We start from the raw sequence: 15,525 nt of genomic DNA, 5'->3' as shown, positions 1-15,525 counted from the left end.
GATTTTGGATTTGTTTCAGGTTTCTTGATGCACAGGACGACGACCATCATCTGCATCGGCGCCATGCTATGGGATGTCATCGGTTACAGCGTCGCCCGGCTTGAGGAAGGGAACGATGTGCCAGGCCGGATTTCCCGTGAACCCGGCGGCGTGGCGCTGAATGTGGCGACTGCGCTGGCGCGGCTTGGGCTGCGTCCGGCCATCCTCTCGGCGGTCGGGCGCAATGCACCGGGCGAACTGCTGTTGCGCGCCGTCGAAAGGAAGGGGGTCGACATCGGCTGGGTGTGGCGCGAAGGCGGCCAGAACCCCGACATGTATCTTGCCATCGAAAGCCCGAATGGGCTTTTTGCCGCGATTGCCGACACGCGCGGCCTCGAGGCGGCAGGCGCGGCGATCCTGTCGCCATTGCGCGACGGGCGGCTGGGCAGCGCCCAGGATCCGTTTGTCGGGACGATGGTGGTCGACGGCAATCTGAACCAGTCCACGATTTCCGTGATTGCCCGCGACCCGGCCTTTGGACGGGCGTCCTTGCGGGCAGTGGCGGCCAGCCCGGACAAGGCCGCACGGCTATGGCCCTTGCTGACCGGGGGGACCACAACATTTCATCTGAACCTCGCCGAGGCCGAGGCGCTGACCGGCCGCAGCTTTCGCAGCGCCGCGCGTGCGGCCGAGGCGGTCGTGGCGCTGGGGGCGCAGCGGGCGCTGGTCACCGACGGGGCCAATCTTGTCGCCGATGCGTTGCGTAACGATGCAACCCTGGTTCAGCAGCCCGAAGCCGCTCCCATTCGCCGGGTTACCGGGGCCGGCGACGTGTTTCTGGCAGCGCATCTGGCGGCAGAACTGGCCGGCGCCCCCCGGGCCGAGGCTCTGGCCGATGCCAGCCGCGCCGCCGCGAACCATGTCGCAGGGGCGGAGTTGACATGAACCCATTGATCGATCTGTCGCCATCGGTCAGCGCCGCACTTGCCGCCGGAAAACCGGTGGTCGCGCTGGAATCGACGATCATCACCCATGGCATGCCCTATCCGCAGAACCTGCAGATAGCCCGACAGATCGAACAGGCTGTCCGGGAAGAAGCGGCGGAACCTGCGACGATCGCCGTGATGAATGGTCGTATCCGCGTTGGCCTTGATGAAACGACCCTTTCAGCGCTGGCAGCCACCCCGCGCGACCGGGTCATGAAACTGTCGCGCGCCGATCTGCCAGCATGTCTGGCGCTGGGCGCGACAGGCACCACCACGGTCGCGGCAACGATGATCTGCGCCCATCTGGCAGGGATCGGGGTCTTTGCCACCGGGGGAATCGGCGGTGTCCATCGCGGGGCCGAGCGCAGTTTCGACATTTCCGCCGATCTGCATGAACTTGCCCGCACGCCGGTGACGGTGGTCGCCGCCGGAGCCAAGGCAATCCTTGACCTGCCCAAGACGCTTGAGGTGCTGGAAACCCTGGGGGTGCCGGTGATCGCCTGCGGGCAGGATCAGCTGCCGGCCTTCTGGTCGCGCGAATCGGGTCTGCCTGCACCCTTGCGCATGGACGACCCGGGCCAAATTGCCCGGGCCGCGCAGTTGCGGCAAGCGCTGGGCATGGGCGGCGGTCAGCTGGTGGTGAACCCGATTCCGGCCGAGGCAGAAATTCCCCGCGCCACCATGCTGCCGATCATCGAGCAGGCCCTTTCCGAGGCCGAGGCGCAGCAGATCGCTGCCAAGGCAGTAACCCCGTTTCTTTTGCAACGCATCCATGAACTGACCGACGGCCGGTCACTGGCGGCGAATGTGGCGCTGGTGCTGTCGAACGCGCGCCTTGCCGCGCGCATCGCCGCCGCCATGTGTCGCACGGGATAGGCTAGCGGCGTGGGCCGAAGAGCTTCGACAGGTCGTAGGAATCGCGCTCTCCCAGCTTGTCGGCGTGTTCGGCGATGAAACGGTCAGCCGCCGCCGCGCCCGCGTCATGCATGCGTTGCAGCAATCCGGGTTTGGGGATCAGCTTGGTGCTGGCGCTGAGCGAGTTCATCAGATCATCGTCCATGATCGAATGCAGCAGCACGTTCTTCATCGGGCGCCCGGTCAGCCGCTCCTCGGCAAACAGACGCTTGACGAAATTGATGGCACGCAGCTCGGCCAGCAGGGCGGCGTTGAAACTGATCTCGTTCACGCGATCCTGAATCGCCGCCGGGGTGCGCGGCACGATTTCGCGCTGCATCGGATTGATGTTCACGATCACGATGTCGCGCGGCAGATCGGGACGATACAGCGGGAACAGCGCCGGATTGCCCGAATAGCCGCCGTCCCAATAGGCCTCGCGCCGGCCGGTCAGCGGGTCGTCGATTTCCACCGCGCGGAACAGTTCCGGCAGGCAGGCCGAGGCCAGGATCGCATCGACCGTCACTTCGGTTTCGCCAAAGATGCGCACCAGACCGGTGCGCACATTGGTCGCGGTCACGAACAGCGACGGCCCCTCGGGACGGCCCAGGCGCGGATGGGGCATGTCGCACAGGATGCCGCGCAACGGGTTGGTATAGAACGGCCCGCTGTCATAGGGGCTGAACACTCTGGTAAAGGATTCAAGCCAGGCGACCGGAGAAAGGATTTCGGTCAGGCGCTGCCAGCCGCGAGGCACCGGAAACATCGAATAAAGCCAGCGCACCACGCTGTTGTCGCTGATCTGGCCGACCTGCGACCACAGATAGGCCAGGTTTTCGCGTGCTGCCTGACGCCCGCGCCGGCCCGGCCCACAGGCCAGTCCCGCCGCCAGCGCCGCCCCGTTCAGCGCCCCGGCCGAGGTGCCGCTGATCGCGCGAATCTCGATGTCGGTTTCATCCAGCAGCCGGTCGAGCACACCCCAGGCAAAGGCGCCATGCGCGCCCCCGCCCTGAAGTGCCAGATTTATGCGTTTCACGCCCATGGCTCCCCCGTTCTACAGCCGCCGACAGGCTAGTCACGCCGGCCGTCAAGGCAAGCCGTCGCAGGGCAGCATGGCCTGCAAGGATGCAACCCGGCCACAGCCGGCGACGCATCAATCCTCGGCCTGCGCCTCGGCGCGGGATTTGCCCGCCACATCCATGGCCAGAGTTGCCGCCATGAAGGCATCCAGATCCCCATCCAGCACGCCCTGCGTGTCCGAGGTTTCATGCCCGGTCCGCAGATCCTTGACCATCTGATAGGGGTGCAGGACATAGGAACGGATCTGGTTGCCCCATCCCGCCTCGCCCTTGGCGGCGTGCTGGGCATTTATCTCGGCATTCCGCTTGTCCAGTTCCATCTGATACAGGCGCGCCTTCAGCGCGGCCATGGCGTTGGCGCGGTTCTGGTGCTGGGATTTTTCCGAACTGGTCACCACGATGCCAGTGGGCAGGTGGGTGATGCGCACGGCGGAATCGGTGGTGTTGACGTGCTGGCCCCCGGCCCCCGACGAACGATAGGTATCGATGCGGATTTCGTTGTCGGGAATGACGATCTCGATATTGTCATCGACCACCGGATAGACCCAGACCGAACTGAACGAGGTATGCCGCCGCGCCGCCGAGTCATAGGGCGAGATGCGCACCAGCCGATGCACGCCCGATTCCGACTTCAGCCAGCCATAGGCATTGGGGCCTGAAATCTTGTAGGCCGCCGAGCGGATGCCGGCCTCTTCGCCCGGTGTTTCGGATTGCAGCTCGACCGTATAGCCCTTCTTTTCGGCCCAGCGGACATACATGCGCGCCAGCATCGATGCCCAGTCGGCGCTTTCGGTGCCGCCGGCGCCGGCGTTGATTTCCAGGAAGGTGTCATTGCCGTCGGCCTCGCCGTTCAGCAGCGCCTCGAGCTCCTTCTGCGCGGCAAGTTCCGCCAGCGCCCGCAGCGCGGCTTCGGCATCGCTGACCACCTCGGCGTCGCCCTCGGCCTCGCCCAGTTCGATCAGTTCCGCATTGTCGCGCAATTCGGATTCAATGCGGCGATAGGTGTCGATGGCATCGGCCAACATCTGGCGATCCCGCATCAGCTTTTGCGCCCGGGCCGGGTCTGACCAGATGTCGCCCGCCTCGATCATGGCGTTGATCTCCTCGAGCCGGTGGGGGGCGGTTTCCCAATCCATGCGCTGGCCCAGAAGCTTCAGCGACTTGCGGATCGCCTCGATGGTGGCTTGAGTTTCGGCGCGCATGGGGACTCTCGGCTTGCACAGATGTGGATCAGGGCCAGACTGATAGCGCGCAGCGCCGGGATCGGCAAGCGCGCCTAGTAAAGCCCGCCCGAGGACAGGGTGCCGAAATCGGCCTTTTTCGGGATCACCTTTTTCTGCCCGGTCGAGGTGGTGACGGCCCGCCCGCTGTCGCGGGGCTGATTGAACAAGGGCAGCGTCGCCGGATCGGCGCGCTCGAAACCGCCGTCGATCATGGCGATGCCGGTGGCCTGCTGGCCGTCGCGGAAATATTCGGCGATCACATTGTCGCCCTTGGCGTTCGGGCCAAGGATGGCGCCGGTGAAGCGGTCGATGTTCACGAAATGCCCGCCCGGCGGCACCTTGAAGGCCGAGCCGCCGAATTTCTTCACCGCCTCTTTCATGAATTCGTTGAACACCGGCACGCACAGGGTGCCGCCATAGGCATTGGCCCCCAGCGTGCGCGGCTGATCGTAGCCCAGGTAACAGCCGGCGACGATGTTCGAGGTAAAGCCGATGAACCACACGTCCTTGGCGTCGTTGGTGGTGCCGGTCTTGCCCGCCACCGGCACCGGCAGCTTTACGCCGCGACCCGAGCCGCGCTTGACCACGCCCTCCATCATCGATGTCAGCTGATAGGCGGTGATCGCATCCATCACCCGTTCCCGGTTCGAGCGGATTTCGGGGGCGACTCCCGCCGGCAGCGTCGATTGAGCGCAGGTCACGCAATCACGCCGGTCGTGACGATAGATCGTGCGGCCACGACGGTCCTGAACGCGATCAACCAGCGTGGGCTCGACCCTTTCGCCGCCATTGGCAAACATTGCATAGGCCGCAACCATCTTGAACAATGTGGTTTCCTGCGCCCCCAGCGAGTTGGCCAGGAAATGCCCCATCTTGTCGTAAACACCGAACTTCTCGGCGTATTTGGCGACCGTATCCATCCCGATGTCCTGGGCGATGCGAATGGTCATCAGGTTGCGGGATTGCTCGATGCCCGTGCGCATCGGCGTGGGACCATAGAACTTGCCGCTGGCGTTCTTGGGCGTCCACAGACCTTGGGGGGTATTCACCGTGATCGGTTCATCCACCACGATGGTGGCCGGGTTGAAGCCCGAGTCCAGCGCCGCCGCATAGACAAAGGGCTTGAAGCTGGAGCCCGGCTGCCGCATCGCCTGCGTGGCGCGGTTGAAAACCGAACTTTGATAGCTGAAACCGCCCTGCATGGCGATGACGCGGCCGGTGTTCACGTCCATGGCCATGAAACCGCCCTCGATTTCGGGCACCTGGCGCAGGGTCCACCGGATGAAGCTGCCGTCGCTGTCGCTGACCATCTTGCGCACCAGAACGACATCGCCAACCTCAAGCAGATCGGCCGCCACCCGCGCCTTTGGGCCCAGCTTGCCATCCGCCATGCGCTTGCGCGCCCATTGCACATCCTTGGCAGGAATTTCGGCGGTGCCAGGCTGGCCCTCGATACCGATGGTCGCATCCGAAGCGCCCAGAGACAGAACCACGGCCGGAAACCAGCCGGCGATGTCACGCGGCACCTCGGCCTCGGCCAGGGCGGCACGCCAATCCTGTTCGCTGGACAATCTTTCCGAGGCGATCTTCACGCGGGTGCCGCGCCAGACGCCACGGCCACGGTCATATTGTTCCAGCGCCTTTTGCAGGGCATGGGCCGCCACCTGCTGCAAGCCCGGATCGACGGTGGCGCGGATCGACAGCCCGCCGCCAAAGAACTCGTCCTCGCCGAACTGGGCGGACAGTTGGCGCCGGATTTCGTCGCTGAAATAGTCGCGCGGCGGCAACTGGTCCTGAAAGGCGGGAAAATCGCCGTTCTGCACCGAGCGCAGCGGCAGGCGGGATTCGGATTCGTAGGTGGCCTGGTCGATATAGCCGTTCTGCCACATCTCGCGCAGCACATAGTTGCGCCGTTCGGTGACGCGCTCCTTGGCGCGCACCGGATGATAGCGGCCAGGGGCCTGCGGCATGGCGGCAAGCGTCGCGGCCTCGTGCGGGGCAAGTTCGGTCAACGGCTTGTTGAAATAGGTCTGCGCCGCCGCCGCGACGCCGAAACTGTTCTGACCCAGGAAGATCTCGTTGAGGTAAAGTTCCAAGATCTGGTCCTTGCTCAGCGTCGATTCCAGCCGCGTGGCCAGGATCAGTTCCTTTATCTTGCGCTCGACGCTGCGGTCGCTGGAAAGCAGAAAGTTCTTCATCACCTGCTGGGTGATGGTCGAGGCGCCGCGAACGTTCTGCCCGCGCGATTTCACCGCCTGCACCAGCGCGCCCACCATGCCGCGCGGATCAAAGCCGTGGTGGTGATAGAAATTCTTGTCCTCGGCACTGATGAAGGCTTCCTTGACCAGCGGCGGAATTTCGTCGATCGGCACGAAGATGCGGCGTTCCTGGGCAAATTCGTCGATGATGCGACCTTCGCCGGAATAGACGCGGCTGATGGTCTTGGGCGCGTATTGCGCCAGCTGTTCGTGGCTGGGCAGGTCGCGCGAATACATCCACAACACCCCGCCGACGGTCAGTGCCACGAACACCAGGGCAGTGACGAACCAGGCGAAGATCGCGCCAAGAAAGGACAGGACGAAACGCAGCAATGGGCAGGGCCTTCGGGTATACCTGCGGGCCTCTATAGCCAGCACCGGCGCCCCCGTCAAAGCAACCTTGCGCTATTTGCGCGAAAGCTGCGCCTGCGCCGCGTCGTCCTTCGCCCACGCCTGGACCGCGCGCGTGATCGCTGCCGCCGTGCGCGCCCGCCATTCGGGGTCGAACAGGTTGGCGCGGTCGCCCGCATCGGTCAGAAATCCCAACTCGATCAGAACCGAAGGGATGTCAGGCGATTTCAATACCGAAAATGCCGCCCCGCGCACCGGGGTGCGGTGCATGGCAATGCCCGCGCGGTTCAGTTCAGCCACCGCAAATTTCGCGAAAGCCTGCGAACGCGGGTGGGTCTCGCTGCGCGCCAGATCCATCAGAACCTCGGCGATCTGGTCATCAATTCCGGCCAGATCCACCCCGGCCAGCAGATCGGCGCGATCATGACGCATCGCCAGTTCGCGCGAGGCGCGATCATCGGCCTGCGGGTTCCAGGTATAGATCGACAGGCCAGCAGCCTCGCCCGCCGGCAAGGCATCGGCGTGCAGTGAAATGAACAGATCGGCCTGCCCCGCCCGCGCCAGCGTCATGCGGCGTTCCAGCGGCACGAAACTGTCGTCGCGGCGGGTGGCGATCACCTCGAAACCGGCCTGCGTCAAGGTCCGGGTCAGTTCGCCGGCAAAGCCAAGCATCACCGCCGCCTCGCTGATCGCGCCGACCTGCGCGCCCGGATCATGCCCCCCGTGGCCGGGGTCCACTGCGACCCTTAGCGGCCGGTCCGCGCCCCGCCGCGACGGCGGCACGGGCACCGCCGCCGGCTCGGGCAGGTCGCGCAGCGTGGCCAGAGCCCCGCCCCGGACCACGAAATCGGCGGGCTTCACCGGCTCGATCCGCAGATGCAGCACCTGACCCTCTGGCGCGGCCTGCTGGCTTGCCTGACGCAGCGCGTAGGGACCGGGCAGCTCGACGATCAGCCGCGACCAGCCCGGCCGGAACCGGCCCCAGCGCAGATCGGGAACCAGCTCCGCGCCGGGTAAGACTTTGGCCTCGGCCCCGGACAGATCCACATGACGCAAATCCAGAACCAGGCGCGGCGGCGCATCGAGAAAATAGGCCCGGTAAGGCGTCGGGCGATCCAGAACCAGGCGCAGGTCCAGCGGTCGCGGTTTGCCGCGATCACGCCCCTCGGCGATCAGCGACGACCGCTCGACATCCACTCGGGCGGCAGGTGCCTCGGCCCAAACCATGGCCGGCACCAGCAGCATCAGCCACAGGACAAGGCGCCACAGCCTCATCTTGCGGCCATGAAGGCGGCAAGCCGGTCCAGCCCCTCGGCAATATCGGCGGTCGCACCGGCATAGCTGAAGCGCAGCGTTCCTGCCCCGCGCCTGGGGTCGAAATCCAGCCCGGGTGTCACGGCCACACCAGCCTTTTCAAGAATTTCCGAGGCGAAATTCAGGCTGTTTGTCGTCAGGTGCGACACATCGGCATAGATGTAGAAAGCCCCTTGCGGCGGCGCGATGCGGTCAAAACCGATGCCCGGCAGCCGGTCCAGCATCATCTGCCGGTTGCGGGCATAGACGGCCAGGTTCGCCTCGGCCTCATCCACGCAATCCAGCGCCGCCAGCGCCGCGACCTGGCTGGCATGGGGCGGGCAGATGAACAGGTTCTGCGCCAGCCGCTCGACCGTGCGCACCATGGCATCGGGCACCACCATCCAGCCGACGCGCCAGCCAGTCATGCTGAAATACTTGGAAAAGCTGTTGATGACGAAGACGTCATCCGTGACCTCGAGCGCGGAATGAAAGCCGGCCCCATAATGCAGGCCGTGATAGATTTCGTCCGAAATCACGCTGATGCCCAGTTCCGCCGCACGCGCAGTCAAGGCAGCAAGCTCGGCCCGCGACAGCACGGTGCCCGACGGGTTGCCGGGCGAGGCCAGGATCAGACCCTGCGCATCCGCCGGCAGATCCTGGGGGCGCGGCTGATAGCGGTGCTGCATGGATGTGGCGATGCCCACCGGCTCGAGCGACATGGCGTGCAGGATCTGGCGATAGCTGGGATATCCCGGCTCGCCCAGGGCGACGCGGGCACCAGCATCGAACAGCGCCGAAAATGCCAGGATGAACGCCCCCGACGACCCCGGCGTCACCACCACGCGCGCCGGGTCCAGGTCCAGCCCATACCACCGCCGGTAAAGATCCGCGATGCCGCGCCGCAGTTCCGGCAAGCCCAGGGCGACAGTATAGCCCAAGGGCTGATCCAGCGCCCGTGCCAGCGCCTGACGCGCCGCCTTGGGCGCGGGCGTGGCGGGCTGGCCCACCTCCATATGGATGATGTGGCGGCCCTGTTCCTCGGCGCGCCGCGCCGCTGCCATCACGTCCATGACAATGAACGGGTCGACCTGACCGCGCTGCGATTGCTTCATGCCTGCCCTCGACTGCTTTTGCACCGGGTATCACCGGCGCCGCGCCCGCGGTCAAGCCGCACTGGTCAAGCCCGCGTGAACGCCTGGAAACCGCGGCTTGCAAACCCCCGCTCGCCGGGACAATCTTTGGCCAGCAAGAAAAGGATCCCGCAATGAAAGCCATTCTGACCGCTGCGACGCTGGCGGCCACCACCTTGCCCGCCCTGGCCTTTGACCCGGCCAACATGAGCGATGCCGAAAAGCAAGCCTTCGGCGAGGCAGTGCGCGAATATCTGATGGCCAATCCCGACGTGCTGGTCGAATCGATCAATGTGCTTGAAGAGCGGCGCATGGCCGATGAGGCAAAAAACGACAAGCTGCTGGTCGAAAACAATCGCAAGGCGATCTTTGACGACGGCCACAGCTGGGTCGGCGGCAATCCGCAGGGCGATATCACCCTGGTCGAGTTCATCGACTATCGCTGCGGCGTGTGCAAGCGCGTCAACCCAGAAGTGGAAAAGCTGATCAGCGCCGATGGCAATATCCGGTTTATCCTGAAGGAATTTCCGATCCTGACCCAGGAAAGCGACATGGCCGCCCGCTTTGCGGTGGCGGTGCACCAGCAGGCCGGGGACGACGCCTACAAGCGCGCGCATGACGCGCTGATGAGCAGCCGCGGCCCTGTCAATCTGGAAACTCTGGGCAAGCTGGCAGGCGAGCTGGGTGTCGATGCCAAGGCGGTTCTGAACCACATGAATACCGAAGAAGTGTCGGCCGTTCTGCGCAAGAATCATCAGCTTGCCGAACAGATGCGGATCATGGGCACGCCTACCTTCATCATCGAAGGCGAGATGCTGCGTGGCGTGCCGCCGGATGGGCTTGAGGGCGTGATCGCGAGGGTGCGGGCCGAGCGGCAGGGCTAGGGCTGACAGCCGTGGCCGCCGGGCTACTCGGCGGCCTTGGCGGCATCGATTTCAGCCGCACGCTTTTCCACCAATTCGACAATGTGATCGATCATCTGGTCGTTCGACATCTTGTGGTGCTGCTTGCCGGCAAGATAGACCATCCCGGCCCCGGCCCCCCCGCCGGTAAAGCCGATGTCGGTCATCAGCGCCTCGCCCGGGCCATTTACCACGCAGCCAATGATCGACAGGCTCATCGGCGTCTTTATGTGTTCAAGCCGCTTTTCCAGCGCCTCGACGGTCTTGATGACATCAAACCCCTGCCGGGCGCAGCTGGGGCAGGAAATGATCTGGACGCCGCGGGTGCGCAGGCCCAGCGACTTCAGGATCTCGAAACCGACCTTTACCTCCTCGACCGGATCGGCCGACAGGCTGACCCGGATCGTGTCGCCAATGCCCATCCACAGCAGGTTTCCAAGGCCGATGGCGGATTTCACCGTGCCGGACATCAGGCCCCCAGCCTCGGTGATGCCCAGGTGGATGGGGGCATCGGTCGCTTCGGCCAATTGCTGATAGGCGGCGGCGGCCAGGAACACGTCGCTGGCCTTCACGCTGATCTTGAACTCGTGAAAGTCGTTGTCCTGCAGGATGCGGATATGATCCAGCCCGGATTCCACCATCGCATCGGGACAGGGTTCGCCATATTTTTCCAGCAGGTGCCGCTCCAGACTGCCGGCGTTCACGCCGATGCGGATGGAACAACCGTGATCGCGGGCGGCCTTGATGACTTCGCGCACACGGGCGGCATCGCCGATATTGCCGGGGTTGATGCGCAGACAGGCAGCACCCGCCTCGGCCGCCTCGATGGCGCGGCGATAGTGAAAATGAATATCGGCCACGATCGGCACCGGGCTTTCCCGGCAAATCTCGCGCAATGCGCGGGTCGATGCCTCGTCAGGGGTCGAAACGCGCACGATATCCGCCCCGACATCCGCCGCACGGATGATCTGATCCAGCGTTGCACGCACATCGGTGGTGTCGGTATTGGTCATGGTCTGCACGCTGATCGGAGCGTCGCCACCGACCGGCACATTGCCAACCATGATCTGACGCGACTTTCGCCGCTCGATATTGCGCCAAGGGCGGATCGGATTGTGGGTCATGGGATGGCCTTGCATTGCGGCGTAACCGGTATGCGCCACAGATATGCGCCGCGACCGTGGGGGGCAAGCGTCGAGATCGGCGATTGGCGCAAGCGTGAGCGCGCCCCCGGGTCAGTCCTGCGTCACTGCCGCATTCGTCCCGGCCGATGCGAGGGACATCATGCGCGCAAGCTCGGGATCCTTGCTAACATCTGCTGCGGCGAATTTCGAGGTCAGCGCGGCGGGCGACAGTTCCACATTCTTGACCACCTTCGCGCCTGGCGCGGCAGGCCCGTAGGTCTTGCCGCTGACCGCAAAATAGATCGCCCCCGAGTTACCTGTGCGCAAGGTCGGCGGTGCCTCAAGCTTTGGCAGCGCGAAGCGTTCGCCTGCGTCCATTGTCTTTTCCAGCAGGACCGTGCCATCGGCCGATGTCACCCGAACCCATGCCGGACGGGCCGCCAGAATTTCGACAGCCGGTGCATCGGGCGCCAAGGTGCGCACAGCCTGCGATTGCGCCGGCATCGGCGGACCGAAAACCTCGCCAGCATCGACAAGCTGCTGCCGGGATGCAGGCTCAGCCGGCTGCATCGCGGGGGCACGCAAGCCGGGATCTATGGCCGAAATCGGTCCGTCACGCGCGGCAAGAACAGGCACTTCAAGGGCTTGCGGCCGATATGTGCGGTCGATCCCCTCGGGCTTGGGCAGATTGACCTGAGCGGTCTCCACCGGCTGGACTGTCGCGGCCTCTTGCACGGGATCCAAGGCGACAACGACCCCCGGCGACTGGTCCCCCGGCACCAGATTGACCTTCTGCACCTCTTGCAGAACCATCCAGCCGCCGTAACCCAAGCCGCCTGTCAGCACCAGCATCACCAGCAACGAGCCAAGGGCGCGCGGCTCGAACGAGGACCAGAAGCTTTCGCGACGCGGCAGAAACAGCGGGTTGGGATTTGCCAGCGCGGCCGTCGGATCCATCGCAGCCCGCGCGGGCTTTCTTGCCGGTCCCACAGCCGCGATTCCAGGGTTGGGCTGAAACCCGGATTCGTGACAGAACCGGCGAAAGGTCCAGTCGGGGTCCAGTCCCAGGTAACGGGCATAGGAGCGCACATATCCGGCGACAAAGCTGGGCGTGTCGAACGCGGAAAGATCGCAATTCTCGATCGCGGCAACATAGGATGCGCGAATCCGCAATTCGCGCTGAACGTCCAGCAACGATTTGCCCATCGTTGCCCGCTCGCCCCGCATCAGATCGCCGAGCCGAATGTCCGGATCGTCGAAGCCATGCGGGATTCCCGCTGCTTCATCATGGCTATCCGCCGGGGGAACCCCCCTTAGCCCGATCATTGCGCCTGCCCCATTCTTCGCTGCTGCCCTCCGAATCGGAAGACTCTCACAAGTTCTTTAAGGCAAGGTTATCACGCACGCGAGAGGTGTTCACCCCTGAAACAGTTCACGCAGCGGAAGTTGAACGGTTCAGTTTGCACTGCGACCACAGGTTGTCCATCGCCCGCACCAGAAGATCGATCTGGCGCGGATCGTGAACCGGGGACGGCGTGAAGCGCAGCCGTTCGGTTCCGCGCGGCACCGTCGGAAAGTTGATCGGCTGAACATAAATACCGAATTCGGCCAGCAGCATGTCCGACAGCGCCTTGCAATGCACCGGATGACCGACATGGACCGGAACGATGTGGCTGCCATGATCGACGATCGGCATGCCCAGACCGCGCAGCCGCATCTTGAGAATGCGCGCGTTCAGCTGTTGTCTGTCGCGCAGCACCTGCCCCTCGGCCGTCTTGAGAAACGCAATCGAGGCAGCAGCCCCAGCGGCCACCGCCGGCGGCAGCGATGTGGTGAAGATGAACCCGGGAGCATAGGATCGGATTGCGTCGACCATCCTGGCAGATGCCGCGATATAGCCCCCAAACACACCGAATGCCTTGCCCAGGGTGCCGTTGATGATGTCAAGCCGCTGCATCAGGCCGTCACGTTCGGCCACGCCACCCCCGCGCGGGCCATACATGCCCACGGCATGAACTTCGTCCAGATAGGTCAGGGCGTTGAATTCCTGCGCCAGGTCGCAGATCTCGGCGATGGGACCAAAGTCGCCATCCATGGAATAGATAGATTCGAAGGCAATCACCTTTGGCGCTGCCGGATCATCCGCCTCGAGCAGCTCGCGCAGATGCGCCACGTCATTGTGCCGGAAGATGCGTTTTGCGCCGTCGAAACGCTTGATGCCTTCGATCATGGACGCATGATTCAACGCGTCGGAATAGATGATCAGTCCGGGAAACAGCTTGCGCAGCGTGGAAAGCGTCGCGTCATTGGCGATATAGGCACTGGAAAATACCAGCGCCGCCTCCTTGCCATGCAGATCGGCGATCTCGTGCTCAAGCCGGCGGTGATAGACCGTCGTGCCCGAAATATTGCGCGTGCCGCCCGAGCCTGCGCCGGTGGCATCCAGCGCCTCGTGCATGGCGGCCAGAACGACGGGATGCTGCCCCATGCCCAGGTAGTCGTTCCCGCACCAGACGGTGATTTCCTGTTCGGTTCCGTCCGGGCGCGTCCAGATCGCCTGAGGGTAGGCACCCTTGCGCCGTTCGATGTCGATGAAGGTGCGATACCGCCCTTCTTCGTGCAGCTTGCCGATGGCCTGATCGAGTGCGGCTGTATAATCCATCGGACGGCCCCTTGACTTGCTTGAACTTGCTCGCTTTGGGGGTCATGTTCTGACCCCGGGTGATAATGTGATAAGTGCCGCGGGCCGGAAAATACAGCGTAAAAATGTCGCACTGTGACATCAGGTCGCTGATTTTTAACCTATAAAAATAATCGGGAAAGCTGAGAATGCAGGAAGATTCCAAGATAGATGCCATACTTTCAACACTGGATAAAAACACCCCTCAGGCGCTCGAGCGGCTGAAGGCCTTCCTGCGCATCCCGTCGATTTCGACCGATCCGGCCCACAAGGGCGATGTAAGGCAGGCCGCGCAATGGCTCTGCCGGGAACTTCAGGATCTGGGATTCGATGCCTCGCTGCGCGACACGCCCGGTCACCCCATGGTTGTCGCCCATTCCGCCAAAGGTTCGCGCAGACCACTGCTGTTTTATGGCCACTATGACGTGCAACCCGTTGATCCGCTTGAACTGTGGGATCGTCCACCCTTCGATCCCGAAATCCAGGACACCCCTAGCGGCAAGGTCATCCGCGCCCGTGGCGCTGCCGATGACAAGGGCCAGTTGATGACCTTTGTCGAGGCATTCCGCGCCTGGCGGGACGTGCATGGCACGCTGCCCACCGATCTGGTGCTGCTTTTCGAGGGAGAGGAGGAATCCGGCTCGCCCAGCTTGCGCCCCTTCCTGCAGGCCAATGCCGACGAACTTCGCGCAGATCTGGCCATGATCTGCGACACCGGCCTGTATGCGGACGGACGTCCCGCGATCACCACCCAGCTGCGCGGCCTTTACGGCGAGGAAATCGTAGTCCGTGGGGCGGATCGGGATCTGCACTCGGGCAGTTTCGGGGGACTTGCCGCGAACCCGATCCAGGTGCTTGTGAATGCACTTGCCAGCGTCAAGGACGGCGAAGGACGCATCACCCTCCCCCATTTCTACGATGGTGTCGAAGAGCTGAGCGAGGAACTGCGTGCCGACTGGCAGGCGCTCGACTTCGACGCGGGTGAGTTTCTGTCCCGGGTCGGATTGCGCCATCCGATCGGCGAACGGGGGCGGATGGGCCTGGAACAGGTGTGGAACCGCCCGACGTTCGAAATCAACGGGATCAGCGGCGGCTATACAGGCGAAGGCTTCAAGACCGTGCTGCCCGCAGAAGCGCGCGCCAAGGTCAGCTTCCGCCTTACCGGCACGCAGGATCCGCTGGCCATCCGCGAGGCGTTTCGCAACCACATCCGCGCCGCAATTCCGGCCGATTGCAGCGTCGAGTTCCACGATCACGGCGCCAGCCCGGCCAGCCGGATGGATATTTCGGACCCCGCCTTCGGTCAGGCCAAGGCGGCGCTGGGCGCGGAATGGGGCCGCGATGCGGCATATATCGGCGCGGGGGGATCGATCCCCATCGCCGGGGACTTCAAGACCATTCTGGGCATCGATTCCATGCTGATCGGCTTTGGTCGCGATGATGACCGCATTCACTCGCCGAACGAAAAATACGATGTGGAAAGCTTCGTGAAAGGCGCACGAAGCTGGGCGCGCATTCTGGCGGCTCTGGCTTGAGCGAGACGGCGGGGGCGCGGAAGTCCGACGGGGAAATTTGAAGGATCGCCCTTGCCCAGGCTGGCGTTGCCCGGGCCGAAACAGCGTT

Annotated in this window: 12 protein-coding genes; 4 read left to right on the top strand and 8 right to left on the bottom strand. The window is 64.1% G+C overall.

The window, feature by feature from the left end:
* The first annotated feature begins 27 nt into the window (after positions 1-27).
* A complete protein-coding gene (locus tag GB880_RS11190) occupies positions 28-924 on the top strand; it encodes a PfkB family carbohydrate kinase (protein ID WP_154493563.1) in 897 nt (298 codons plus the stop codon).
* The gene (locus GB880_RS11185) at positions 921-1,841 is read left to right on the top strand and encodes a pseudouridine-5'-phosphate glycosidase (protein WP_154493562.1); all 921 of its coding nucleotides are present in this window, start codon (positions 921-923) and stop codon (positions 1,839-1,841) included. The genes GB880_RS11190 and GB880_RS11185 overlap by 4 nt, the downstream gene beginning before the upstream one ends.
* Before the next feature lies 1 nt (position 1,842).
* Here the strand turns inward: GB880_RS11185 and GB880_RS11180 are convergent, their stop codons facing one another.
* The 5 genes from GB880_RS11180 to GB880_RS11160 form a co-directional block, all read right to left on the bottom strand.
* A complete protein-coding gene (locus GB880_RS11180; RefSeq protein ID WP_154493561.1) occupies positions 1,843-2,901 on the bottom strand; it encodes a patatin-like phospholipase family protein in 1,059 nt (352 codons plus the stop codon).
* A 111-nt stretch (positions 2,902-3,012) separates the two neighbouring features.
* Positions 3,013-4,140, bottom strand: coding sequence for a peptide chain release factor 2 (gene prfB, locus GB880_RS11175; RefSeq protein WP_154493560.1), 1,128 nt, complete (start codon positions 4,138-4,140; stop codon positions 3,013-3,015).
* A 74-nt stretch (positions 4,141-4,214) separates the two neighbouring features.
* Complete coding sequence (locus GB880_RS11170; protein WP_154493559.1) at positions 4,215-6,752, bottom strand: penicillin-binding protein 1A; 2,538 nt, start codon at positions 6,750-6,752, stop codon at positions 4,215-4,217.
* Between the two features lie 72 nt (positions 6,753-6,824).
* Positions 6,825-8,045, bottom strand: coding sequence for an N-acetylmuramoyl-L-alanine amidase (locus GB880_RS11165; RefSeq protein WP_263467139.1), 1,221 nt, complete (start codon positions 8,043-8,045; stop codon positions 6,825-6,827).
* Positions 8,042-9,178, bottom strand: a complete 1,137-nt coding sequence (locus GB880_RS11160) for a pyridoxal phosphate-dependent aminotransferase (protein WP_154494205.1) — start codon at positions 9,176-9,178, stop codon at positions 8,042-8,044. The genes GB880_RS11165 and GB880_RS11160 overlap by 4 nt, the downstream gene beginning before the upstream one ends.
* A gap of 152 nt (positions 9,179-9,330) precedes the next feature.
* Between GB880_RS11160 and GB880_RS11155 the strand changes: the two genes are divergently transcribed.
* The gene (locus tag GB880_RS11155) at positions 9,331-10,080 is read left to right on the top strand and encodes a DsbA family protein (protein WP_154494206.1); all 750 of its coding nucleotides are present in this window, start codon (positions 9,331-9,333) and stop codon (positions 10,078-10,080) included.
* 23 nt (positions 10,081-10,103) lie between these two features.
* Here the strand turns inward: GB880_RS11155 and ispG are convergent, their stop codons facing one another.
* The 3 genes from ispG to hemA form a co-directional block, all read right to left on the bottom strand.
* Positions 10,104-11,222: a flavodoxin-dependent (E)-4-hydroxy-3-methylbut-2-enyl-diphosphate synthase gene (gene ispG, locus GB880_RS11150; RefSeq protein WP_154494207.1), complete on the bottom strand. Its 1,119-nt coding sequence runs from the start codon at positions 11,220-11,222 to the stop codon at positions 10,104-10,106.
* A gap of 111 nt (positions 11,223-11,333) precedes the next feature.
* Entirely contained in the window at positions 11,334-12,548 is a 1,215-nt protein-coding gene (locus GB880_RS11145) for a helix-turn-helix domain-containing protein (protein ID WP_154494208.1), read from the bottom strand.
* A 106-nt stretch (positions 12,549-12,654) separates the two neighbouring features.
* Entirely contained in the window at positions 12,655-13,884 is a 1,230-nt protein-coding gene (gene hemA, locus GB880_RS11140; protein WP_154494209.1) for a 5-aminolevulinate synthase, read from the bottom strand.
* Between the two features lie 167 nt (positions 13,885-14,051).
* On the opposite strand from hemA, the gene GB880_RS11135 reads away from it, so the two are divergent.
* Positions 14,052-15,437 (top strand): dipeptidase, encoded by a 1,386-nt coding sequence (locus GB880_RS11135; protein ID WP_154494210.1) that lies wholly within the window; start codon positions 14,052-14,054, stop codon positions 15,435-15,437.
* Positions 15,438-15,525 lie beyond the last annotated feature (88 nt).

This window comes from Paracoccus sp. SMMA_5_TC (genome assembly GCF_009696685.2).
In the GTDB taxonomy this organism is placed as follows: Bacteria; Pseudomonadota; Alphaproteobacteria; order Rhodobacterales; family Rhodobacteraceae; genus Paracoccus.
This window is presented reverse-complemented; position numbering and strand designations above follow the sequence as displayed.

Bases quoted from the DNA above. Each gene is read 5' to 3' on its own strand.
- GB880_RS11190 (WP_154493563.1), top strand. From the start codon at position 28: ATGCACAGGACGACGACCATCATCTGCATCGGCGCCATGCTATGGGAT.
- GB880_RS11185 (WP_154493562.1), top strand. From the start codon at position 921: ATGAACCCATTGATCGATCTGTCGCCATCGGTCAGCGCCGCACTTGCC.
- GB880_RS11180 (WP_154493561.1), bottom strand. From the start codon at position 2,901: ATGGGCGTGAAACGCATAAATCTGGCACTTCAGGGCGGGGGCGCGCAT.
- prfB (WP_154493560.1), bottom strand. From the start codon at position 4,140: ATGCGCGCCGAAACTCAAGCCACCATCGAGGCGATCCGCAAGTCGCTG.
- GB880_RS11165 (WP_263467139.1), bottom strand. From the start codon at position 8,045: ATGAGGCTGTGGCGCCTTGTCCTGTGGCTGATGCTGCTGGTGCCGGCC.
- GB880_RS11160 (WP_154494205.1), bottom strand. From the start codon at position 9,178: ATGAAGCAATCGCAGCGCGGTCAGGTCGACCCGTTCATTGTCATGGAC.
- GB880_RS11155 (WP_154494206.1), top strand. From the start codon at position 9,331: ATGAAAGCCATTCTGACCGCTGCGACGCTGGCGGCCACCACCTTGCCC.
- ispG (WP_154494207.1), bottom strand. From the start codon at position 11,222: ATGACCCACAATCCGATCCGCCCTTGGCGCAATATCGAGCGGCGAAAG.
- GB880_RS11145 (WP_154494208.1), bottom strand. From the start codon at position 12,548: ATGATCGGGCTAAGGGGGGTTCCCCCGGCGGATAGCCATGATGAAGCA.
- hemA (WP_154494209.1), bottom strand. From the start codon at position 13,884: ATGGATTATACAGCCGCACTCGATCAGGCCATCGGCAAGCTGCACGAA.
- GB880_RS11135 (WP_154494210.1), top strand. From the start codon at position 14,052: ATGCAGGAAGATTCCAAGATAGATGCCATACTTTCAACACTGGATAAA.